The 21,447-nt window shown below is 68.1% G+C and carries 19 protein-coding genes; 12 read left to right on the top strand and 7 right to left on the bottom strand.

The window, feature by feature from the left end:
* Window positions 1-199: 199 nt before the first annotated feature.
* Both ACYVII_RS16950 and ACYVII_RS16945 read right to left on the bottom strand, forming a co-directional pair.
* Complete coding sequence (locus ACYVII_RS16950; protein WP_460537274.1) at window positions 200-2,497, bottom strand: FUSC family protein; 2,298 nt, start codon at window positions 2,495-2,497, stop codon at window positions 200-202.
* A gap of 10 nt (window positions 2,498-2,507) precedes the next feature.
* On the bottom strand, window positions 2,508-3,698 hold the full coding sequence (locus tag ACYVII_RS16945) for an AI-2E family transporter (RefSeq protein ID WP_460537272.1): 1,191 nt from the start codon (window positions 3,696-3,698) through the stop codon (window positions 2,508-2,510).
* A gap of 88 nt (window positions 3,699-3,786) precedes the next feature.
* Here ACYVII_RS16945 and ACYVII_RS16940 point away from each other — a divergent pair, with 88 nt between their 5' ends.
* The 6 genes from ACYVII_RS16940 to ACYVII_RS16915 all read left to right on the top strand — a co-directional run bounded on the left by ACYVII_RS16940 (window position 3,787) and on the right by ACYVII_RS16915 (window position 10,603).
* Window positions 3,787-5,445, top strand: a complete 1,659-nt coding sequence (locus ACYVII_RS16940) for an APC family permease (protein WP_460537270.1) — start codon at window positions 3,787-3,789, stop codon at window positions 5,443-5,445.
* Between the two features lie 32 nt (window positions 5,446-5,477).
* Window positions 5,478-6,203: a FadR/GntR family transcriptional regulator gene (locus ACYVII_RS16935; RefSeq protein ID WP_460537268.1), complete on the top strand. Its 726-nt coding sequence runs from the start codon at window positions 5,478-5,480 to the stop codon at window positions 6,201-6,203.
* 68 nt (window positions 6,204-6,271) lie between these two features.
* Complete coding sequence (locus ACYVII_RS16930) at window positions 6,272-7,630, top strand: glutamine synthetase family protein (protein WP_460537304.1); 1,359 nt, start codon at window positions 6,272-6,274, stop codon at window positions 7,628-7,630.
* A 3-nt stretch (window positions 7,631-7,633) separates the two neighbouring features.
* A complete protein-coding gene (locus tag ACYVII_RS16925) occupies window positions 7,634-9,058 on the top strand; it encodes an aldehyde dehydrogenase family protein (RefSeq protein ID WP_460537266.1) in 1,425 nt (474 codons plus the stop codon).
* A 43-nt stretch (window positions 9,059-9,101) separates the two neighbouring features.
* Window positions 9,102-9,881, top strand: coding sequence for an SDR family oxidoreductase (locus ACYVII_RS16920; protein WP_460537264.1), 780 nt, complete (start codon window positions 9,102-9,104; stop codon window positions 9,879-9,881).
* Window positions 9,878-10,603: a gamma-glutamyl-gamma-aminobutyrate hydrolase family protein gene (locus tag ACYVII_RS16915; RefSeq protein WP_460537263.1), complete on the top strand. Its 726-nt coding sequence runs from the start codon at window positions 9,878-9,880 to the stop codon at window positions 10,601-10,603. The genes ACYVII_RS16920 and ACYVII_RS16915 overlap by 4 nt, the downstream gene beginning before the upstream one ends.
* 15 nt (window positions 10,604-10,618) lie before the next feature.
* On the opposite strand, the gene ACYVII_RS16910 is transcribed toward ACYVII_RS16915, so the two are convergent.
* Together ACYVII_RS16910 and ACYVII_RS16905 are read right to left on the bottom strand one after the other, a co-directional pair.
* Complete coding sequence (locus tag ACYVII_RS16910; protein ID WP_460537261.1) at window positions 10,619-11,470, bottom strand: aldo/keto reductase; 852 nt, start codon at window positions 11,468-11,470, stop codon at window positions 10,619-10,621.
* A gap of 5 nt (window positions 11,471-11,475) precedes the next feature.
* Window positions 11,476-11,931 (bottom strand): MarR family winged helix-turn-helix transcriptional regulator, encoded by a 456-nt coding sequence (locus tag ACYVII_RS16905; RefSeq protein WP_460537259.1) that lies wholly within the window; start codon window positions 11,929-11,931, stop codon window positions 11,476-11,478.
* Window positions 11,932-12,048: 117 nt separating this feature from the next.
* Between ACYVII_RS16905 and ACYVII_RS16900 the strand changes: the two genes are divergently transcribed.
* Complete coding sequence (locus ACYVII_RS16900) at window positions 12,049-12,186, top strand: hypothetical protein (protein ID WP_460537257.1); 138 nt, start codon at window positions 12,049-12,051, stop codon at window positions 12,184-12,186.
* A 225-nt stretch (window positions 12,187-12,411) separates the two neighbouring features.
* Here the strand turns inward: ACYVII_RS16900 and ACYVII_RS16895 are convergent, their stop codons facing one another.
* On the bottom strand, window positions 12,412-12,732 hold the full coding sequence (locus ACYVII_RS16895; RefSeq protein ID WP_460537255.1) for a hypothetical protein: 321 nt from the start codon (window positions 12,730-12,732) through the stop codon (window positions 12,412-12,414).
* Between the two features lie 125 nt (window positions 12,733-12,857).
* Here ACYVII_RS16895 and ACYVII_RS16890 point away from each other — a divergent pair, with 125 nt between their 5' ends.
* From ACYVII_RS16890 to ACYVII_RS16875, 4 genes are read left to right on the top strand one after another with little or no spacing between them, the layout of a single operon-like run.
* Window positions 12,858-13,997 carry an ABC transporter permease gene (locus ACYVII_RS16890; RefSeq protein ID WP_460537252.1) on the top strand — a complete coding sequence of 380 codons (1,140 nt, stop codon included), beginning with the start codon at window positions 12,858-12,860 and terminating at the stop codon, window positions 13,995-13,997.
* Window positions 13,997-15,886: an ATP-binding cassette domain-containing protein gene (locus ACYVII_RS16885; protein ID WP_460537250.1), complete on the top strand. Its 1,890-nt coding sequence runs from the start codon at window positions 13,997-13,999 to the stop codon at window positions 15,884-15,886. The genes ACYVII_RS16890 and ACYVII_RS16885 overlap by 1 nt, the downstream gene beginning before the upstream one ends.
* Window positions 15,883-16,476, top strand: a complete 594-nt coding sequence (locus ACYVII_RS16880) for a TetR/AcrR family transcriptional regulator (protein WP_460537247.1) — start codon at window positions 15,883-15,885, stop codon at window positions 16,474-16,476. Before ACYVII_RS16885 ends, ACYVII_RS16880 begins: the two co-directional genes overlap by 4 nt.
* Before the next feature lie 28 nt (window positions 16,477-16,504).
* Window positions 16,505-17,449 carry a quinone oxidoreductase family protein gene (locus ACYVII_RS16875; RefSeq protein WP_460537245.1) on the top strand — a complete coding sequence of 315 codons (945 nt, stop codon included), beginning with the start codon at window positions 16,505-16,507 and terminating at the stop codon, window positions 17,447-17,449.
* A gap of 19 nt (window positions 17,450-17,468) precedes the next feature.
* Here ACYVII_RS16875 and ACYVII_RS16870 read toward each other — a convergent pair whose 3' ends face one another.
* A complete protein-coding gene (locus ACYVII_RS16870) occupies window positions 17,469-19,130 on the bottom strand; it encodes a phospholipase D-like domain-containing protein (RefSeq protein WP_460537243.1) in 1,662 nt (553 codons plus the stop codon).
* 113 nt (window positions 19,131-19,243) lie between these two features.
* On the opposite strand from ACYVII_RS16870, the gene ACYVII_RS16865 reads away from it, so the two are divergent.
* On the top strand, window positions 19,244-20,140 hold the full coding sequence (locus ACYVII_RS16865) for an SDR family oxidoreductase (RefSeq protein WP_460537241.1): 897 nt from the start codon (window positions 19,244-19,246) through the stop codon (window positions 20,138-20,140).
* A 13-nt stretch (window positions 20,141-20,153) separates the two neighbouring features.
* Here ACYVII_RS16865 and ACYVII_RS16860 read toward each other — a convergent pair whose 3' ends face one another.
* Window positions 20,154-20,942 (bottom strand): winged helix-turn-helix domain-containing protein, encoded by a 789-nt coding sequence (locus tag ACYVII_RS16860; protein WP_460537302.1) that lies wholly within the window; start codon window positions 20,940-20,942, stop codon window positions 20,154-20,156.
* Between the last annotated feature and the right edge of the window lie 505 nt (window positions 20,943-21,447).

The raw sequence follows: 21,447 nt of genomic DNA, 5'->3' as shown, positions 1-21,447 counted from the left end.
CGCCCGCGACCGCACCACGGTGCTCATCGCCCATCGTCTGCAGACAGCGATGGGCGCTCACCGCATCGTCATGCTCGACCACGGCCGCGTCATCGAGGTCGGCTCGCACGACGAACTCCTCGAGCGCGACGGCGCCTACGCCGCGATGTGGCGTGCGTTCGAGCTCGCGACCACGTGTTCGATGCGGTCGCGGCGGCACTCAGCGAGGCTGTGTCGCGGCACGCCCCGGCACGGTCTGCTCGGGCGTCACGATGCGGGTCTGCAGCCGGCGGACGGCATCCAGGTAGTCGCCGGTCCACACGATGCGCACGGCGGTAGGGGTGCTTCTCCCCGACTCGTCGCCCAGGTCGAGCCGCACCGAGTCGATCAGCTCGGACGTGAGAACCGGATTGCGTTCCGGAGCCGCCGGAAGCTCGTCCCGGCGCAGGAGGCGGCCACCCAGCTGCCTGCACCACTCGCTCAGCACCGCGGCCGACGTCTCCAGCGCGCGCCTGGCCCGTGCACGGTCGCCCTGCGCCGTGCCGTCCTCATCGCTCCACATGTCGACGATCGCGTCGCACACCAGGCGAATAGCGGCAACCCCCGCGACGGCGGCGGATGCCTCGGCGAGCGGCACTCGACGCGTGGAGCGTTCGGTGAGATACGTCCGGAAGGTGTCGTCCAGCCTGCGTGACGCGGCGGCCGTGCGTCTTGCCTCCGCCGCCGGGAGTGGATGCCTGGTCACGCTCGCATCGCACCGGTCCACCCCGAACGCCACTGCCGCGAACAGGTAGTCGGCGAGCGCCGAGTACGCCTCCGCCAAGGCGACGCGCAGCGCCGCTGCAGCACCCCGCGGCCAGAACAGCAGGCCGAGGAGCAGGCTGACCAGGAATCCGAGAACGACGTCTTCGATGCGGTAGAGGCCGACCGTCCAGCCGGTCGGCTCGATGATGTTGAACAGCAGCACGAGCGTGAGGGTGAAGGCGGCCTGTCCTGCGGCGAACGAGATGACTGTCGGTGCTACCCCGGCGATGAGCATGGAGACGGGGAGCACGATCCACAGCGCGACGGGATTCGTGCCCAGCACGGTCAGCAGCGCGCCACCGATCGCCACTCCGGCCGCTGTCCCGATCACTCCGCGCAGGGCGTTCTGCCCGGTGCTCAGCACGTTCGACCGCAGCACTGACATCGTGCCGAGCACTACCCAGAACGAATGCTGCACTCCGGTCAGATCCGCCAGCAGCACGGCGACCCCGAGTGCGGCTGCTCCGCGGATGCTGTTGTGCAACCACACCGAATGCCACTCGAATTGCGCGCGTGCCCGCTCGATCCCGGCGCTGAAAGATCCGATCAGGTCGCCCGGTTGCCGCCCGAGGGCTTTGTCCCACCAGCTGCGACGCTCGGCAGCAGCTGTCAGCGCGATGTTCCGTCCGACCTGGGAGACCGCATAACCCAGCTCCTGAGCACGGAACCCGGGGTCGAGCGCTGAGACGAAGGCGTCGGCGTTGTCCGCGTCTCCCGTCCCACGGCTCACCCGTTCGGGCAGCCCGGTGAGTGCACGCTCGGCGACGGCGCTGCGTGCGTCAGCGAGCCATGTGAGCGCTTCCTCCAACTCGTCGCCGGGTGCGCCGTTGCCCAGCAGGATGTCCGCACCGCGCTCGAGCACGTCGGCTGCGGCGATCTTCACCTGGCACACGTCCCGGTAGACGCCATCTGCGCCGGTGAAGGTGAGGCGCGGCACGAACGCGGACTGCGCGACGACCGTCTGCAGCCAGTCGAGCTCGTCGACGAGCCGCACGACGGTGCGCGCAGGGGTGTTCAATCCTGTCGGACGATACGGGGTGGCGAGAAAGAGTGCCCGCAAAGCCTCGACCGCGGCATCCGCTCGCGTGGCCGCATGGTCGCGCGCTTCGCCCGCGGCATCGCTTCGCCCGCTCAGCACGAACTCGGCGTCCGCACGCAGCCGGGAGGCCAGGGCCCTGCACGCATCCGCCGCACTGGTGCGCAGCGGCATCCGCGTGGGTGCGGGCCAGAGCAGTGCGATGGCAGCCAGGCCCACCAACGACGCCGTCCCCCAGCCGGCCAGACGCGGCAGCAGGGTGTCGATGCCGCCGGGCAGCGAGACGGGCAGGATGAACGTCAGCAGAAGTGCCGTGCTGGCCGACGCGAGAACATCGCTCACCGTTCCGACGAAGAGCACGACGAACGCGACGACCGCCATCGACAGCGCTCCGAGCCACACCGGTACCGCCAGAAGCGTGCCGAGGCAGACGAACACGGCGCCGGCGATCGCAAGAGCGAGTTGCGCCTGGAGGCGCTCCCTGATCGTGCCGCCGAAGCCGACGAAGAGCAGCATCGCGAGCGAGCCGAAGGCGCAGAACAGCGCGAAGTCCGGGTTGTGCACCACGTAGAAGCCGAAGGCGAACAGGGCGGGCATCACAACGGCGGCACGTCCCGCTCTTCGCAGAGCGCCGAGGTCGGGATCGTGGCGCTTGAACCACGCCCATGAGGTGCTCAACACGGCGCCCTCAGACCTTGGCGTCCTGACGGGGAATGAGGATCTGCTTGACGATCAGCAGGATGCTCGCCGTCACCGGAATCGCCACCAGCGCTCCGAGCAGCCCGAGCAGAGTGCCGCCGACCAGCGCGCCGATCACGACGAGCGAGCCGGGGACGGCGATCGCGCGGTTCATGACGCGCGGCGTGAGGACGTATGCCTCGATCTGCATGTACACGAGGTAGATGATCGCGAACACGAGCGCGCCGAGTGGGCTGCTGAACAGTGCGATCACGGTGCCGGCCATCCAGAACAGCACGGATCCGACGAGCGGGATGAGCGTGATGCAGAAAGCCGCCACGGCCATCAGCAGCGGGAACGGCAGCCCGAGGAAGAGGTAGATGAAGAACGCGATGACCGCATTGCAGAACGCGAGCACGACCATCCCCCCGAGATAGCCGCCGATGCCCGAAGAGATCTGCTCCATCATCGACGACACCGTTCGCCGGTTGCGTGCGGGCGCGAGGCGCACGAAGGCAGCCTTCATGGCCGGCAGTGTTGCCAGGAAGTACAGGCTGAGCACCAGCACGATGATGACACCGGAGATCACCGACCCGATCGTGAAGCCCACCTTCACGACGCCGCCTCCGATGGCTGCGATGTTGGCCGGATCGGCGAGGAAGTTCTTGATCTGGTCGGTGATGTTCGACACCTGGTCGCCGAAGTTCGACTGCAGCCAGCTGTAGAAATCCGAGTGCTGGAACGCGGTGATCGTCTTCGGGATGTTGCTCACGAACTGGCTGATCTGGCGCACCATCGTGGGAACGATGAGCCACAGCACACCGACGAGGATGAGCGCGAACGCCGTGTACACGATCACGATGCCCCACGCCCGCTTCACCTTGTGCCGTTCCAGGGTGCGCACGATCGGGTCGAGCCCGAGCGCCGCGAACAGGGCGAACACGATGTAGATGATGATCGTCGACAGGTTCGAGAACGCCACCCCCACGACGAACGCGGCGAGGCCGCCGATCGTCAGCGAGAAGCCCACGACGAACGGATGATTGAGGTTGGCCCAGAAGGTGCGCGACGGCACCGCTTCGTGGGCGCGCACGGCGGCAGCATCCGCCGACTCGAAGTCTTCCAGCTCGGAAGCGGCGGCCGCGGAGCTCGCGTCGAGGTCGGCGGCTGCTGGACCGGCAGGGTCGGACGTCTCCGTCATGGCCACACTCTACGGGCGGCCGGCGCGAGCGTTGTGGACTTCCGGTCCTTGGGGCGGTGCTCCGACGTAAAGGTCTAACATCCGACCATTGACAGAAGCGGTCGGCCAGCGCAAGAATCGCGATCGACGCGTCGACGACGACGCGCCCCCCGACCCGATTGGCAGTGACACCGTCATGACCGAAGACACACTGGCTGGGCAGGAACCTGGCGACTCAGACGCGCACGTCGACGACGTGCTGGATGCCGACGCGGCGGCGCTGGCGAAGCTCGGCTACAAGCAAGAACTGCACCGCGGCATGTCCGGCTTCTCGAACTTCGCGGTCTCGTTCTCGATCATCTCCATCCTCGCCGGATGCATCACCTCGTACGCCATCGCGCTGAACTCCGGCGGCCCGGCCGCCATCAACATCGGATGGCCCGTCGTCGGCGTGTTCGTGCTGCTCGTGGCGCTCGCCATGGCCGAGGTGTGCTCCAGGTATCCGACCGCCGGCGGCCTGTACTTCTGGGCAGGACGCCTCGCCAAGAAGAACAAGCGTCAGTGGGCGTGGTTCGTCGGCTGGTTCAACTTCCTCGGCGAGATCGCGGTCACCGCGGCCATCGACTTCGGAGCAGCGACCACCATGAACGCGTTCGCGGCGCTGGTGTGGGGTATCACCCCGACCGCGCTCGGCACGTTCCTCACGTTCGTGGTGCTGATCGTCATCCATGGACTGCTCAACACGTTCGGGGTCAAGCTGGTCAGCATCCTCTCCAACGTTTCCGCCTGGTGGCACATCGTCGGCGTGCTCATCATCGTCGGCGTGCTGTGGATTCTGCCCACGCATCACCAGAGCTTCACCTGGACGATGACCGCCTGGCACAACGCGACCGGATTCTCGTTCGCCCCGTACGTGTTCCTGATGGGCCTGCTCATGGCGCAGTACACGTACACCGGATACGACGCCTCGGCTCACGTGGCGGAGGAGACGAAGGGCGCGGCCCGATCGGCGCCGCGGGGCATCGTGATGAGCGTCGTGATCTCGATCATCGGCGGCTGGATCCTGCTCTACTCCATCACCGCGGCCATCCAGAACGGTACGAACGCCGGACTCGACAAGCTGGCGGCGTCGAGCACGGGGCTGCCGCCGGCGCAGATCTTCCTCGACGCGCTGAACAACCCGACGATGGCGAAGTTCCTGCTCTTCATCGTGTGCGGTGCGCAGTTCTTCTGCGGCATGGCATCCGTCACCGCGAACTCCCGCATGAGCTACGCGTTCTCGCGCGACAACGCCATCCCCGGATCGCGCTTGTGGTCGAAGGTGAACCCGCGCAGCGGAACGCCGACGAACTCGGTCTGGCTGTGCGTGTGCCTTTCGGTGATCCTCACCGTGCCCGCGCTGTTCAACAACACGGCCTACCTCGCGGTCACGTCGATAGCCGTGATCGGGCTGTACATCGCCTACGTGACACCGGTGCTTCTGAGGCGGCTGAACAAGGAGTTCGTGCCGGGTCCGTGGCACCTGGGCAGATGGAGCCCGTTGGTGGGCTGGATCGCGGTCTGCTGGGTCATCCTGATCTGCATCCTGTTCGTGCTTCCGCCGGTCACGCCGATCACCGTCGACACGTTCAACTACGCGCCGATCGCCGTCGTCGTGGTCGCCGTGCTCGCGATAGCGCTCTGGTACGGCCGCGGACGCCGCCACTTCATGACCCGGGAGGAATCCGAGCATCTGACCCTCGCCGCAGACAGACTTCTGGAGGAATGACCGACGGAAGGGATGGCTCAGGATCCATGACGATGACACAGACCCCTCTCGTCGACGCGGTGCTGCAGCCGGTGCGCGACCACATGGCCTTCGAGTCGTGCGTCGAGCAGCTCGGCTCAGCGATCCAGCTCGGTGTGTTCCGGCCCGGCGACAAGCTGCCGACGGAACGCGAGCTCGCCGTCCGCATGAACGTCTCCCGCTCCACGGTGCGCGAGGCGATCAGCGCGCTGCGCGCGGCCGGCATGGTCACGACGACGAGAGGCAGGGGCGGGGGATCGGTGGTCGGGCAAGCGGGGGCGGCCCGGCCCCGGACGGATATGGGGGTTTCCGTCTCTCCGTCCCGCGCCGAGCTCGACGATCTTCTCGTCTTCCGACGGGTCGTCGAGCCCGGCGCCTGTCAGACGGCGGCGTCGGCCAGCATCGGCGACGAGCAGCGGCAGCTGCTGCTCGCGGCGCTCGCGGACTTCGACACGAGCCGTGCTCCTGAGCTGTACCGGCAGGCGGACGCGCGACTGCATCTCGCGATCGCGTCGGCATGCGGATCGCCCAAGCTGTCCAAGGCGGTCGGCTGGGCGCAGACGAGGGTGCACGAGTACTTGTCGGAGATCCCGTTCCTGCAGGCCAACATCGTGAGCTCAGACGAGCAGCACGCCCGCATCGTGCACGCCATCGTCGACGGCGACGCCGATATCGCAAGAACCACCATGGAGAAACACTGCGACGCCACCGCGGCGCTGCTGAAAGGACTTCACCCGTGACCACGCTGACAGACGGTGCCGCGAGCGTCGGCACGGGTGCCGCGCTGAGGCATCCGCGCAACGAACGGATGCTCACGCTCGACACGCTGCGCGAGGCGATCGACGCCGGCGATATCGACACCGTCATCCTCGGATTCACCGACATGCAGGGCAGGCTGCAGGGCAAGCTGCTGCACGGCCGGTTCTTTCTCGACACCGTCGTCGAGCACGGCACGGAGGGATGCAACTATCTGCTCGCCGTCGACGTCGACATGAACACGGTGGACGGCTACGCCGTCTCGTCGTGGGAGCAGGGATATGGCGACATGGTGTTCGTCCCCGACTGGGGAACCATCCGCCGCATGCCTCACCTGGAGAAGACCGCGCTCGTGCAGTGCGACCTGACGTGGATGGATGGCGAGGATGCCCGCGTGTCACCGCGTTCCATCCTCAAGCGTCAGGTGGCGCGCGCGGCCGAACACGGCTGGAGGGCCCTCGCCGGCACCGAGCTGGAGTTCGTCGTCTACGAGAACAGCTATGAGGACGCGTTCGACCGCGGCTACCGCGGCCTGACGCCGGCGAACCAGTACAACGTGGACTACTCGCTGCTCGGATCCAGTCGGGTGGAGCCGCTGCTGCGGAGCATCCGCAATGCCATGTACGAGGCCGGCCTCAACCCCGAGTCGGCGAAGGGCGAGTGCAACCTCGGCCAGCACGAGATCGCGTTCCTCTACGACGAGGTGGTGGCCACGGCCGACAACCACTCGGTGTACAAGCTGGCCGCCAAGCAGATCGCCGCGCAGGCCGGCAAGTCCATCACGTTCATGGCCAAGCCGAACGAGCGCGAGGGCAACTCATGTCATCTGCACCTGTCGCTGCGTGGGCTGGACGGCGACCTCGTGTTCTGGGACGCGTCCGCCGATGAGGGACGAGGCGGCCGCACTCCGCTCTACGACCACTTCATCGCGGGTGTGCTCGCGACGATGCGGGAGTTCACGCTGTTCTACGCGCCGAACATCAACTCGTACAAACGGTTCGCGGAGGGCTCGTTCGCCCCCACGGCGGTTGCCTGGGGACTCGACAACCGCACCTGCGCGCTACGACTCGTCGGCCGCGGCTCGGGCGCCCGCGTCGAGAACCGCCTGCCCGGTGGAGATGTGAACCCGTACCTCGCGCTGGCCGCCATGCTCGCCGGCGGCCTGTACGGCATCGAGCACGAGCTGGAGCTGGAACCGGAGACGACGGGCAACGCCTACACGACGGATGCCCCGCACGTGCCGGGCACGCTGCGCGACGCTCGTGAGGCTCTCGCCGGGTCGCGCATCGCCCGCGAGGCGTTCGGCGACGACGTGGTCGACCACTACCTGCACTACGCCGACGTCGAGCTGGCCGCGTTCGACGCGGCCGTCACCGATTGGGAGCTGCGCCGCGGCTTCGAGAGACTCTGACCGATGACCCTCACCGACATGCACCACGAAGCGCCGGCATCCGGGCTGCCGTCCTCGCCGTACTCGGGCGGTGGCAGCACGACCCTGGTCGACCCGTCGAACGGACGGCCGTTCCTCGAGCTGTCGCTCGCCGGGATCGACGAGACGGATGCCGTCATCCGGCGCGCCCACGACGCGTTCGCCTCCTGGCGCCGAGTCGCTCCGGGCGAGAGGGCCCGTCTGCTGCGGGCGTTCGCCGCGACGGTCGACGCCCACCTCGAGGAGCTGGCGGCGCTGGAGGTGCTGAACTCCGGGCACACGATCGGCAACGCGCGCTGGGAGGCCGGCAACGTGCGCGATGTGCTGAACTACTACTCCGCGGCGCCGGAGCGGCACTTCGGACGACAGATCCCGGTCGACGGCGGCCTGGACGTCACGTTCCACGAGCCTCTCGGCGTCGTGGGGATCATCGTTCCCTGGAACTTCCCGATGCCGATCGCCGGCTGGGGCTTCGCACCCGCGCTCGCCGCGGGAAACACGGTGGTGCTCAAGCCCGCGGAACTGACACCGCTCACGGCGATGCGGCTCGGCGAGCTGGCGCTGGAGGCGGGCATCCCTGAGGGCGTGTTCACGGTGCTGCCCGGTCGAGGATCCGTGGTCGGCGAGCGCTTCGTCACGCATCCGCTCGTGCGCAAGGTGTGCTTCACCGGGTCGACCGAGGTGGGCAAGCGCATCATGCGCGGCTGCGCCGACCAGGTGAAGCGCGTCACGCTGGAGCTCGGCGGCAAGAGCGCCAACATCGTGTTCGCCGATGCCGACCTCGAACAGGCCGCTGCGGCCGCACCGGGCGGCGTGTTCGACAACGCGGGGCAGGACTGCTGCGCGCGCTCGCGCATCCTGGTCGAGCGCAGTGTCTACGACCGGTTCATGGAGCTGCTCGAGCCCGCAGTACGTGACTTCCGGGTGGTCGATCCGGCCCAGGATGACGCGCAGATGGGTCCGCTCATCTCGTCCGGTCAGCTGGAGACCGTGCGCGGGTACCTGGATGCGGCCGACGTCGCCTTCACAGGATCGGCGCCGGCCGGCACTGAGGGATTCTGGTGCCCGCCGACCGTGGTCATCCCGCGCGGGGCATCCGATTCCGTCTGGCGCGAGGAGGTGTTCGGCCCGGTTGTGGCCGTGGTGCCGTTCGACGACGAAGCGGATGCGATCGATAAGGCGAACGACAGCGACTTCGGCCTGAGCGGCTCCATCTTCACGCGCGACGTCGGCCGTGCCCTGCGCGTTGCACGCGGGGTGGAGAGCGGCAACCTCTCGGTGAACTCGCACTCGTCCGTCCGGTATTGGACGCCGTTCGGCGGCTTCAAGCAGTCCGGCCTCGGCCGTGAGCTCGGACCGGATGCGCCGGATGCGTTCAGCGACGTGAAGAACGTGTTCATCGCGACGTGAGCTCGCCGAACTCGACCAGACACAGCAGCAAAGGAATAGTCGGATGACAGGCAAACTCGACGGCAAGGTGGGCGTGATCACCGGCGGATGCTCCGGCATCGGCCTCGCGACCGCCCGCAAGTTCCACGCGGAGGGGGCGACGGTCGTGATCGGCGACCTCGATGAGCGCGGAACGGGCATCGCCTCCGAGCTGGACGGCTCGTTCGTGCACGCCGACGTGACGAATGCGGACGACGTGAACGCGCTGTTCGCACACGCCAGGGAGCGCTACGGGCGCATCGACGTCGCCTTCAACAACGCGGGCATCTCGCCCGCCGACGACGACTCCATCCTGAAGACCGGCATCGAGGCCTGGGACCGCGTGCAGCGGGTCAACCTCACGAGCGTCTATCTGTGCTGCAAGGCAGTGCTGCCGTACATGCTCGAGCAGGGCGGCGGGTCGATCATCAATACGGCATCCTTCGTCGCGGTCATGGGCGCGGCGACCTCGCAGATCTCGTACACGGCGTCGAAGGGCGGCGTGCTCGCCATGACGCGCGAGCTCGGCGTGCAGTTCGCGGGCAAGGGCATCCGGGTCAACGCGCTCTGCCCTGGGCCCGTGAACACGCCGCTGCTCCAGGAGCTGTTCGCGAAGGACCCGGAGCGGGCCGCGCGGCGCCTCGTGCACATCCCGATGGGCCGGTTCGCCGAGCCGGAGGAGATCGCGAACGCCGTGGCGTTCCTTGCCAGCGACGAGTCGAGCTTCATCACCGCCACCGAGTTCCTCGTCGACGGCGGCCTGAGCCATGCCTACGTGACGCCGCTGGAGAGCGACTTCGAGTGAGCGGGGCGGCACGGATGCCCGTGATCGGCATCACCACGTACCATCGCCCGGCGACGTGGGGAACGTGGAGCGACGTGGAGTGCGACCTGCTCCCGGCGGCATACGCGCAGTCGGTGACCGGTGCCGGCGGTGTGCCGCTACTGATACCGCTGCTCGCCACACAGGATGCCGCAGACGCGACGATCGCCGCCCTCGACGGCCTGATCATCGCCGGTGGCGAGGACATGAACCCGGCGGCGTACGGCGCCGAACCGGATCCGCACGTGACGGGCTGGGTCGACTCTCGCGACACCAGCGAACTGCTGCTGCTCGACGCCGCCGACCGGATCGGCCTGCCCGTCCTCGGCATCTGCCGAGGCATGCAGGTGATGGCCGTGCACGCGGGCGGCTCGCTGATCCAGCACCTTCCGGATGCCATCGGGCACGCCCGTCACGCCGCCACAGACGGCACCTACGCCGACACCGAGGTGCACGTGGATGCCTCCTGCCGGCTCGCCGCTCTGCTCCCCGGCCGCTTCAGCGTAGCCAGCCATCACCACCAGGCCGTGGCGCAGCATCCGGGATTCGTCGCGGCAGCACGCGACGACGACGGTGTGCTCCAGGCCATGGAGGCGGCGGGGGAGAGGTTCGCGGTGGCCGTTCAGTGGCATCCGGAGCAGCAGGACGACCGCGGACTCTTCGCCGGCCTGGTGGCCGCCGCAGGCCGTTACCGCACTCGGTGAGCGCTGCGCCGCGCGCTACCCGAGACGGTCGAGTTCCTCCTGGGTCAGCTCCACATCTGCCGCCGTGACCGAGTCGAGGATGCTCTCCGGCCGCGACGACCCGGGGATCGGGATCGCCCTGGGCCCTTTGGCGAGTTCCCACGCGAGCGTGATGACCTGCGGGCTGACGCCACGAGCATCCGCGACGTCTTGGAACGCCTCGAATCCTTCGCCTGCACCGTTGCGTCCGATGCCGCCCAACGGACTCCACGGCAGGAACGCGATCCCGAGCTCCATGCAGTAGTCGAGTTCCGGCTGACTCGAGCGGAACCTCGGCGAGTACTGATTCTGCACAGAGACCAGGCGGCCCTCGAGCACGTCCTGGGCGATGTCGATCTGCTCCACGGTGGCGTTCGAGATGCCGGCCATCTCGATGACACCGTCGTCGAGGAGGTCGCGCAGAGCGGTCACCGACTCCGCGTAGGGAACGGCGGGGTCGGGACGGTGGAACTGGTACAGGCCGATTCGCTCGACGCCGAGGCGACGGCGTGAATCCTCGGCGGCACCACGGATGTAGTCAGGGTTTCCGTTGACCGTCCAACTGCCGTCGCCCGGGCGCAGGTGCCCGCCCTTGGTGGCAACCAGTACACCGGATGCGTCGCCGTCGTACTCGCGCAGCGCCCTGGCGATGAGCGCCTCGTTGTGACCCACTTCGTCGGCGTGGATGTGGTACGCGTTCGCCGTGTCGATCAGCGTGACGCCGGCGTCGAGAGCGGCGTGGATCGCGGCGATCGATCGCTTCTCGTCGGGGCGCCCCTCGATCGACATCGGCATACCGCCGAGTCCGATGGCGCTGACGGTGCGATTTCCGATGGGACGTTGCTGCATGGCGGCTACGTTACCGGCGCGGCACCGTCGACGCCGCTGCGCAGCTTCTCGCACAGCGCCTCGAGCTGCTCGAGCTCCTCCGGCGAGAGCGCACTGCCGACGTGCTCGATGATCGACCGGCCGTGTTGCACCGCGCAGTGCCGGTACAGGTCGTAGCCGGCATCCGAAAGGCGGACGATCGCACCGCGGCCGTCATCCGGTTCGGGGCACTTCGAGAGCAGCCCCCGCTCGATGAGACGGTCGACGAGCCGGCTGACGCTGGGCTGGGTGAGCAGCACCTGCGTGCGCAGATCGCGCATGCGGATGCTGCGGTTCTCCTGCTTCGAGATGGTGTGCAGCACGTCGTACTCGGTGAGGCTGAGGTCTGCGTCGCGCGGGAACTCCGCCGTGAGCGCGCGCATCACTGTCACCTGAGCGCGGAACAACGACTCCCACGCACTGATCGCGGACTTCTTGGCCACGCGTCGCCTCCTCGCACCTCGACGACCTCGCGTTCCAGAGTACGGCGGACCACTGACGAGAGCACGGCGCCGGGTCAAGGTGCAGCCCTGAATCGGCGGCCCGGTTAATCTGGACCCATGGAAGACCGTCACCCCACGTACCCCGCCCGCACCGGCGCATCCGGAGCCTGGGTCTGGATCGCCTTCGGCCTCGCGGTGCTCGGTGCCGCCGGTTTCGTCGTCACGCTCCTGACGAACGGCCACTACGGCAGCTGATCGGGACGCCGGCTTCAGACAGAACGAGGGCCGGTCGTAGAGGCTTACGACCGGCCCTCTCCCTTGCACCAAGAGTGTCCTGCAATCACATTCCACACCGACCGCCACAGCAAACAGCCGGTGCTCTTGAACTATATAACGAACAGGTAACGGGGCGCTAGTTATCGGAACGTTATTTTTCTTGTGAACTTGTGATGAGTTCGCAAAAGGGTCGCAAAAGGCCCGTCAGACGAGCGTGACGCGCTGAATCTCCGTGCGCGCGATCGCACGGTCGCGCACGTCGGAAGCCGCGGTGCGCCGCGGGTCGCGCATGTAGGAATCCAGGCCGGCATCTTCGGTGAACTCGATGATCTGCGTCTCGAACGGATGCCCGTCAGCCGACGCGACGTCGCCGCCTTCCGCCTCCGCGCCGTCGCCGACACGAACGCGGGCCACGACCCGCCCGCTGTGCTCGGGCAGCAGCGCCAGAACCGAGTCCTCGTACTCGACGAGGGCATCCGCCTGCCCGGGATTCGGCCACAACGTCACGCACAGCACCACACTCATGCGATGAACCTATCGGAGCGCAGCCGGCTCTCGTCATCCCTGTGTCGTTCCTCAATCGCGGCGCCGGCTTGACACAATTCACCACGCGATGAATTATGGCCTCATCGGGCAACGAGGAGGACACCATGCGCGCGATCGTGCTCAAGGAGTTCCAGGAGCTGCGTCGAGATCGGCGCACACTCGCGCTCCTCATCGTGATGCCGCTGCTGCTTCTCGTGATCTTCGGGTACGCGGCGAACTTCACCGTCGATCACCTCTCGGTGGCCGTGTACGGCAGCGAGGCGAAGACGGTCACGAAGCTCATCGACGACAACTCGCAGCTGAAGGACCACCTCGACGTGGTGACGACAGACTCGAACGGCACGAAATCGGATGCCCGTGAGGAGCTGCGCAACGACCGGGCGGATGTCGCGATCTATGGGGTGCAGGCATCCGGGGCGCCCGCTCCGGGCGGCGTGAACGCCCACGTCTACATCGACGGTTCCAACCTGTTCGCCGCGCAGTCTGCGAAGACGATCTTCGCCCAGGTGCAGCAGCAGCTCACGCAGAGTCAGCAGCCGTTGCAGCTGGCGGTCACCACTCTGTTCAACCCCGACCTCAAGACGTCGTGGGTGATGATCCCGGCGATCATCGGGCTCATCCTCACGTTCATCGGCACGATCATCACCTCGATCGGACTGGTGCGAGAACGCGAGGCGGGAACGCTCGAACAGCTCACCGTCATGCCGCTGCGTGCGGGTGCCGTCGTGCTCGGCAAGATCACGCCGTACTTCCTGCTGGCGTGCTTCGACATGGCTCTGATCACCGTGCTCGGCCTGCTGCTCTTCGGGGTTCCGTTCAACGGGAACCCGCTGATCTTCATCGTCGGCGCGGCGCTGTTCCTCTTCGTCGTGCTGGGGCTCGGCGTGCTGATCTCCTCGGTTTCGCGCACGACGGGCCAGGCGATCCAGCTCGCGTTCATGGTGCTGCTGCCGCAGATCCTTCTCTCCGGCATGATCTTCCCGCTGTCGGCGATGGCGGCCGGCGTGCGCTGGATCGGCTACTTCCTCCCGCTCACCTGGTTCACGATGATCTCGCAAGGGGTCATGATCCGCGGTGCGAGCTGGGATTCGCTCTGGTTCCCGCTCGTCATCCTCGCCGTCATGGCCGTCGTCATCTTCGGGCTCGCGGTGGTGCGCCTGAGCCGCAGCATCTCCCCGGTCAAACAACGCAGGCATCCCGAGCATGCGGATGCCGCACAGCGGCCCGCCACCGAGGTCGCCTGATGCCCGCCGACGGCTCGTTCGGAGTCACCGGCCTCACCGTGCGGTTCGGTCACGTCACTGCGCTCGACGAGGTGTCGCTTCGAGCGCTTCCCGGCGAGGTCACCGCGATCGTCGGTGGTGACGGCGCGGGCAAGTCCACGCTGCTGCGGGTGCTGGCGGATCGCGTGCGTGCGGATGCCGGCAGCATTCGCACCGTTGACCGCACGCGCTTCGGATACCAGCCGGCGACCTCCGGCGTGTGGCCGACACTGACCGTGGAGGAGAACCTCGAGTTCGTCGGCAGGTCGCACCGGATGCCTGCCGCGAGCATCCGGAGCCGCTCTGACGAGCTTCTGGAACGCGCCGGTCTCGCCGAGGCCCGGCATCGGCCGGGGCACGCACTCTCCGGCGGCATGCGGCAGAAGCTCGGCTTCGTGCTGGCGATCCTGCACGAGCCCGAGCTGGTGCTCCTCGACGAACCGAGCACCGGCGTCGACCCGGTCAGCCGAGTGGAACTGTGGCGCCTGATCAGCGCTACCGCGCGCAGCACCACCGCTGACGGCCGACCGACCACCGTCGTCATGGCGACGACGTATCTCGACGAGGCGCAGCGGGCGGCGTCTGTGCTCGCCCTGGACGCCGGACGGATGCTCGCCTCCGGAACCCCGGACGAGATCATCGCGGCGGTCCCCGGCGCGGTCGCTCGACTCGACCACACAGGTGTCGTGTCCGCCGCGCTCGCGGACCGCGTCTGGCGTCGTGGTACCGAGCGTCATGTGTGGATTCCGCCGCGAGGGGGTGTGCAAAATACGCAAATTGCACATTTTGCACACCCGCTCGCGGAGACGGATGCCACGGTCACGCCGATCCCACCCCCCGACTTCGAGGACGCCCTGATCGCCCTGACCCTCGCGTCCACCCCGCGCGCTGCATCGGCTCCCTCGCCATCACGACGGAAGTCGGACCTGGCCGCCACTCCAAGCTCCAGCGAGCCAGCGGCATCCGCGCGTCACATCACGAAGCGCTTCGGCCACGCCACCGCTCTCGACGACGTCAGCCTCGACGTGCGGCCTGGTGAGGTCGTCGGCCTCATCGGTGCGAACGGTGCAGGCAAGACCACGTTGTTGCGCATCCTGCTGGGGCTCGAGCGTGCGGACGATGGCGACTCGACGCTGTTCGGCGCTCCACCGAGCAACGCATCCCGCCGTCGGCTCGGTTACGTTCCACAAGGGCTCGGGCTCTACACCACGCTGAGCGTGCGCGAGAACGTCGCGTTCCTCTCCCGCGTCTACGACGTGCCGCGCCCGGAGCTCCCGGAGCCGCTCGACGCCGTGCGCTCCACTGTCGTCGGCGAGATCGGACTCGGCCGGCAACGCCAGCTCGCGTTCCTCCTCGCGCTCGCGCACGAGCCGGAACTGCTCGTGCTGGACGAGCCGACCTCGGGCGTCGACCCGCTCGCCCGTGCTCGGCTGTGGGATGTCATCCACGAGCAGGCGGAGTCCGGCCGCGCCGTCGTCGTCACGACGCACTACCTGCAAGAGGCCGAGCAGTGCACCAGACTCGCGCTGCTCTCCCAGGGGCGCATGGTCGGCTCGGGCGCCGTCGGCGACCTCACCCGCGGCGCCGTCGCCGTGCTCGTCTCCTGCGACGACTGGCAGCGCGCCTTCGACGTGCTGGACCGCTCGGGGCTTCCGATCATGCTCAGCGGCCGTGGCATCAGGGTCGCCGGCTCGGCCGCGGGGGGAGCGGATGCCCTCCGCCACCGCGTGCTGCGGGTACTGGGCGGAATGCAGGCTCGTGTCGAACCGGTTCCCGCTACCCTCGAAGAGACCATGGTGCTGCTGGATCGCGAGACGGTGCGCAGGGCTCACGCCGCCGCCGCGGCGCGTCAGCAGGGAGTGGTCGCGTGAGCGGGCGTAGACCAGGAAAGTCGACCACGCGGCAGGAGCTCCTGGATGCCGCACGCGAGGTCTTCGCCGATCGAGGCGTCGACGGCGCGACCACCCGGGAGATCGCGCAGCGTGCCGGCGTCGACCCAGCGATGATCGCCCACTACTTCGGTTCGAAGGGTGGGCTCTTCGAGGCCGTCACGGCGCTGCAGGTCGATCCGCGGCAGGTCGTGCAGCCCGTTCTGGACGCCAGTCCGGAAGATGCCGCGCGTCAGCTGCTGACGGCATTGCTTCGGGTGTGGGATGCGCACGCCTCCGTGCTCAGCGCGGTGCTGCGCAGCGCCACGCGCAACAAGGCGCTCGCCGCCCAGGTGCGCTTGTTCATCCTCGAGCGGGCCGTGCATCCGGTGACGGCAAGGTTCTCGTCCGACCCCGACGAGGTCGACGTGCGGGCGGCGCTGCTCGCCAGCCAGATCACCGGACTCGCGCTCACCCGTTATGTGCTCCGCTGGGAGCCGCTGGCATCCGCCGATCCCGAATGGATCGTCGACCACATCGGCCCGACCGTACAGGCCTACCTCACCGCTCCGCTGCCGGCCGACCGGCAGTAGCGTGAGAACGACGATTCGAGGAGGTTCGATGCAGACGGTGGTCCAGTACACGCGGTTCGGCGGTCCCGAGGTTCTCGAGGTGGCCGAGTACCCGGATCCGACACCCGGCGAGGGCAAGGTGCTGATCGACGTGAGGGCCATCGGGGTCAACCCGATCGACTGGAAACTGCGGCAGGGCATCCGTCCGTCCGACCCGATCGAGAAGCCGCGCCGCCTCGGCAGTGACGTCGCCGGAGTGATCGCGAAGCTCGGCGAGGGCGTCGAAGGATGGTCCGTCGGCGACGAGGTCGTGGTGCGCGGCGCGTACGGTGCCTATGCGAGTGAGCTCGTTGCATCCGTCGGCAAGCTGGTGCGCAAGCCGGCGAACGTGTCGTTCGAGGATGCCGCCGCGCTCGGGATCCCGGCCGGTACGGCCTATCAGGCGCTGAAGTCGCTCGGTGTCGGTGACGGAGACGTGCTGCTCATCCACGGCGCGTCCGGTGCGGTCGGGCAGGCAGCCATCCAGTTCGCGAAGCAGCGAGGTGCGACAGTGGTGGGCACCGCGAGCGCGCGCAATCTGGACCGCATCCGTGAGCTCGGCGCCATCGCACTCGAGTACGGCGACGGCCTGGAGGAGCGGGTGCGCGATGCCGTGCCGCGCGGTGTTGACTACGTGCTCGACATGGCGGGAACGGATGAGGCGCTGAAGACATCCTTCGACCTGGTCTCCGACCGCTCGCACATCGGCACCATCGTCGTCGGCTTCAAGGCTGCGGAGCTCGGCATCAAGGCGTGGTCGGGAGGCAGCCCGGTTCCGCTGACCGACGAGGAGGAAGCGCTGCGCGCCGAGGGCCTCGAGGCCGCACTGGCGGGACTTGCCGACGGCACGTTCCAGGTGGAGATCGGGGCCAGGTATCCGTTGAAGGATGCCGCCGAGGCGCACCGTGCAGGACAGGCCGGCGAGGTGCGCGGCAAGATCATCCTGCAGCCCTGAGCGGTCTGCTGCCGGTCAGCTAGTCCTCGCGCGTGTGCTGGGTGGCGAGGTGGTCCCAGTCGTGCTGGAAGATGCCGTCGTAGTAGGTGGCGACGCGGGCGCTGTCGATGATCACGCCCGCGTCGCGGTTCTCCAGCGTTCCCGCCGTCGACCAGTTCTGGCTGCTCACCAGGGTGCGTGAGCCGTCGACGACGATGCCCTTGTTGTGCACGTTGTTCTGCAGCTTCACGCCGTGTACGACGTCGAGCCCGAGCTGCTGGAGCTGCTCCAGATATCCGGCGCTCTCGTACTCGCTCATGATGATGCGCACCTCGACACCGGCCTTCTGCCTGGCGATCACCGCGTCGATCAGCGCGGAGAACGCGGCGGACGCGTCCGAGGGATGAGACGGCGGCTCGATGTACTGGAACTGCAGGTGCAGCGAGGTGGATGCCGACTCGATGAGCGCGCGCACCGCATCCGCGTAGACACCGCGATCGGGTGTGAGCAGCGGCGTGATGGTCACCTGGTCTCTGATCGTCTCGGCCGCAGTGAAATGCTCGAACGGTGGCGTCTCGGCCAGTGGCTGAATGAGGAGTTCGGTCTCGAGCGCGACCGACGTCGGCGCCTGGTGTTGCTGCGCGATCGCGTAATCGTGTTTGAGGTAGGCCTCGAACGTCTTCGCCAGCCCGGCATGGTGGATGACGACATGCCAGTCGCGATCGCGGGTCCGAGCCTCCGCAGCGTCGGCCGGATTGTGCACAGGGTCGATGTCGGGCTGGTTCGAGTTGTTCCAGTTGCCGCTGGAGAGCCAGACCGTGTTCGAATCCCGCACCGCGACCTTGATGTGGTAGGCGGAGGGGAAGATCCAGGCGGATGCGTGCGGGTCGGCACGCTCCAGCGCCCACGCCTGCTCGAAAGCGGCCCCGAGTGACTTCTTCAGAGCTGCGACGGTCTGATCGTCGGTCTGGTCGGCCGTCGGATTCTTCGCCGGATGGTCGAGCACGAACACGATGCGCTTGCCGGCCGCCGCCATCTCGAACCTCTCGAGCACGTGGGCGGACGTGAAGTCGTAGAGCCCGACAGTCAGCGTCTTCTGTGTACCGGCCAGGAAGGCCGAGAGCACCGGCCAGCCGGAATCCGGACTCGCGCTCAGCTCGAGCTCGATCTCGCCACTCACGGGGGCGAGCGGCACACCGGGTGGCGGTGTGTAGGCGAGCTGCTCCTTGGCCGGCTTCGCCGCCTCGACGGCCGCACCCTCGACGGCCGCACCCTCGACGGCCGCACCCTCGAGCGCCGAATCCTCGAGCGCCGTCGTTTCGAGGGAACGCGCATGCCTGAGCGCGGACTCGTCGGCGAGAACGCGTTCGTCGGAGAAGACCGGAACGCCGCCACGATCCGGCGCAGGCGTTGTCTGCTCGCGCACCTCGGCATGCGAGCCGTGCGCCGTCAGTCCGGCGAGCTGGGCGATCTTCGCCGGCGACGTGACCCGCACGTCGAGCGGTACACCATCGAGTGTTCCGGGGAGTCCGGATGCCCCGGCGTCCGTTCCCGCTGCGACAGTCACGACGATCGCGCGCTCGTCGGTGATCCAGCCATCGCGCATCCGGAATCCCGGCCGCACGCTCAGCACGCCTGGCACACGGAGCCGGTCGAGGTTTCCGTCGATGATGCCCCGAACTTGCTCCTGCGTCGTCGCCATAGCCCCCCCCGTTCGGCGATTCAGCCGCACGTGCGGCTCCGGTCTCGACGCTACGCCTCCGCCGCCCGCTCAGAACCTGTCGGGGCCGCGATGCGGCATTAGGCTCGATCGTCATGGCCGACAATGCCGTTCCGGGTCCATCGCTGGCTGGTCACGCCGCCGTCGTGACCGGCGTCTCGCGTCGCCGCGGTATCGGGTACGGCATCGCCCGTCGGCTGGCCGAACTGGGTGCGAGCGTCTTCGTGCAGCATCACGCGGAACACGATGCCGGCCAGCCATGGGGCAGCGACGACCTGGATGCCGTGCGTGCGGACATCCGCGAACGGCTCGCACCCGACGCGCGTTTCGGCGACGTCGCAGCGGACCTGTCCGACGCGGATGCCCCCGAGCGCGTCATCGAGGCGGCTCGCTCCGCGATCGGCCGCCTGGACATCCTGGTCTGCAACCACGCGCGCTCGGGTGGCGACGGCTCGATCTTCGACATGACGGCCAAGAAGCTGTCGGGACACTACGACGTCAACACCCGGTCGACGCTGCTGCTGACGCGGTACTTCGCCGAGCAGTTCGGTGGCGAGACGGGGGAAACGTCGCTCTCTGGCGCGCGACCGGGCGACAGGGAGGGTCTGAACGCGCCCCTCGACGAGTTCGCGACCGCGCGGGTCATCTGGATGACGTCGGGCCAGCAGTCAGGACCGATGCGCGGAGAGGTGGCCTATGCGGCGAGCAAGGCGGCGCTCGCCGGGGTGACGCCGACGGTGGCCGCTGAGCTGCTGCCACGAGGCATCCTGCTCAACACCGTCAATCCCGGGCCGGTGAACACCGGATATCTGGACGCCGCCACCAGCGACCGCTCGCCCGAGACCGTCGCCGACGTGCTCGCCTCGATGCCGTTCGGCAGGTTCGGGCATCCGGATGACATGGCACGCCTGATCGGATGGCTCGCCTCATCGGAGGGCCGCTGGGTGGTCGGCCAGGTGCTCACCTCCGACGGAGGCTTCACGCTCAGCTGACGACGCTCATTGACTAGAACAGGTCGGGGGAGGGTGCTCCCGCGTGGCGGATGGTGACGTCCGCGTGGCGGTCGAAGCGGTATCCGACGCCGCGCACCGTGCGCACGATGTCTTCGTATCGTCCGAGTTTGGAGCGCAGTCGCCGGATGTGCACGTCGATCGTGCGCTCGTTCGGCACGTCGTCCTCGCCGGCCCGCCAGAGCGAGGAGATGAGCTCCGCCCGGTCGATCGTGCGACCTTCGCGCAGCACGAGATACTGCAGGAGCTCGAACTCCTTGTACGTGAGGCCGACCGCGTCGTTGTCGAGGAGCAGTCGCTTGCGCGAGATGTCGACGACCACGCCGGTCACACGGTCCTGCACCGGATCCGCGGACTGGCGGTTGCGGGCGACGGCTGCGGGGTCTTGCAGCGCGAGGCGCACCACGTCGATGTCGCGTCCGCCCGCGGCCTCCGGGGCGAGCGCGACGGCGGCGTACGTCTCCGAGCCGGGCGCGATCTCGCCCGCCAGGCGTTTGAGGGCCTCCACGACGTGGCCGAGATCCGTACCGGCGGCGTCGGCCTTGTCTTCGTCGAACCCGACGTACAGGGCGAAGCCGCGGGCGCGGGTTCCGTTCGGCACCGCACGGATGCGCACCGGCGCCGGCGCGTCCTGCACCGGTGCGGTCGCGGGCACGGCGCGCTGCTGTGCGGGGAGCGGCTGCACCGGCTGCGGTGCCCCGGCCTCCACGCGGCGCGGATGCGCGGTGCGAGCGGGAGCGGATGCTGCGTTCGCCGGAGCCTGCGCGACCGGGGCGGCCGGAATGCTCGACGGGACGGTGTGAGGGGCAGGCCTTCGCACAGGAGCGGGCCGCCTCTCGAGAGTGGTCGTGTCGTTCAGCGGGGTGGCGGTGGCAAGAGACATGGGAGTGAAGTCCTCGAGGCGATGATGCGGGTGAGCCCGGTCACTGCGCGTGGTGCGCGGTTCTCGAACCGGGTTCGATGATGAGCTGGGCCGCCTGGCGGCCGGGGCGGAAGCTCCTGCGAGATGAGGGCTTCCGGGAAGCGTCGCTATGAGAGACGGATGTCTCGCGAAGGGCTGCGAAATCGGGTCGATCAGCGGCAGGCTACGCCTGCGCTTCGGCTCGATCAGCCGGCGACGGCGGGGCGAAAGGTCGTCGGATCAGCGACACATTCGACAGCACATGACGGCAGCGCGGCCGGGCATCATCATGCCGGCGTGCCCAAGGGCCTCGAAGGAGGTCAGGGTGCGCGTGGGTGCAGTCATGTGTGCAAGTAAAGCGGATGCCTACCGCTCCTGTCAAAGCGAA

The organism is Humibacter ginsengiterrae, from assembly GCF_054780115.1.
The sequence above is the reverse complement of the archived record's forward strand: the minus strand, read 5'-3'. Positions and strand labels throughout refer to the sequence as shown.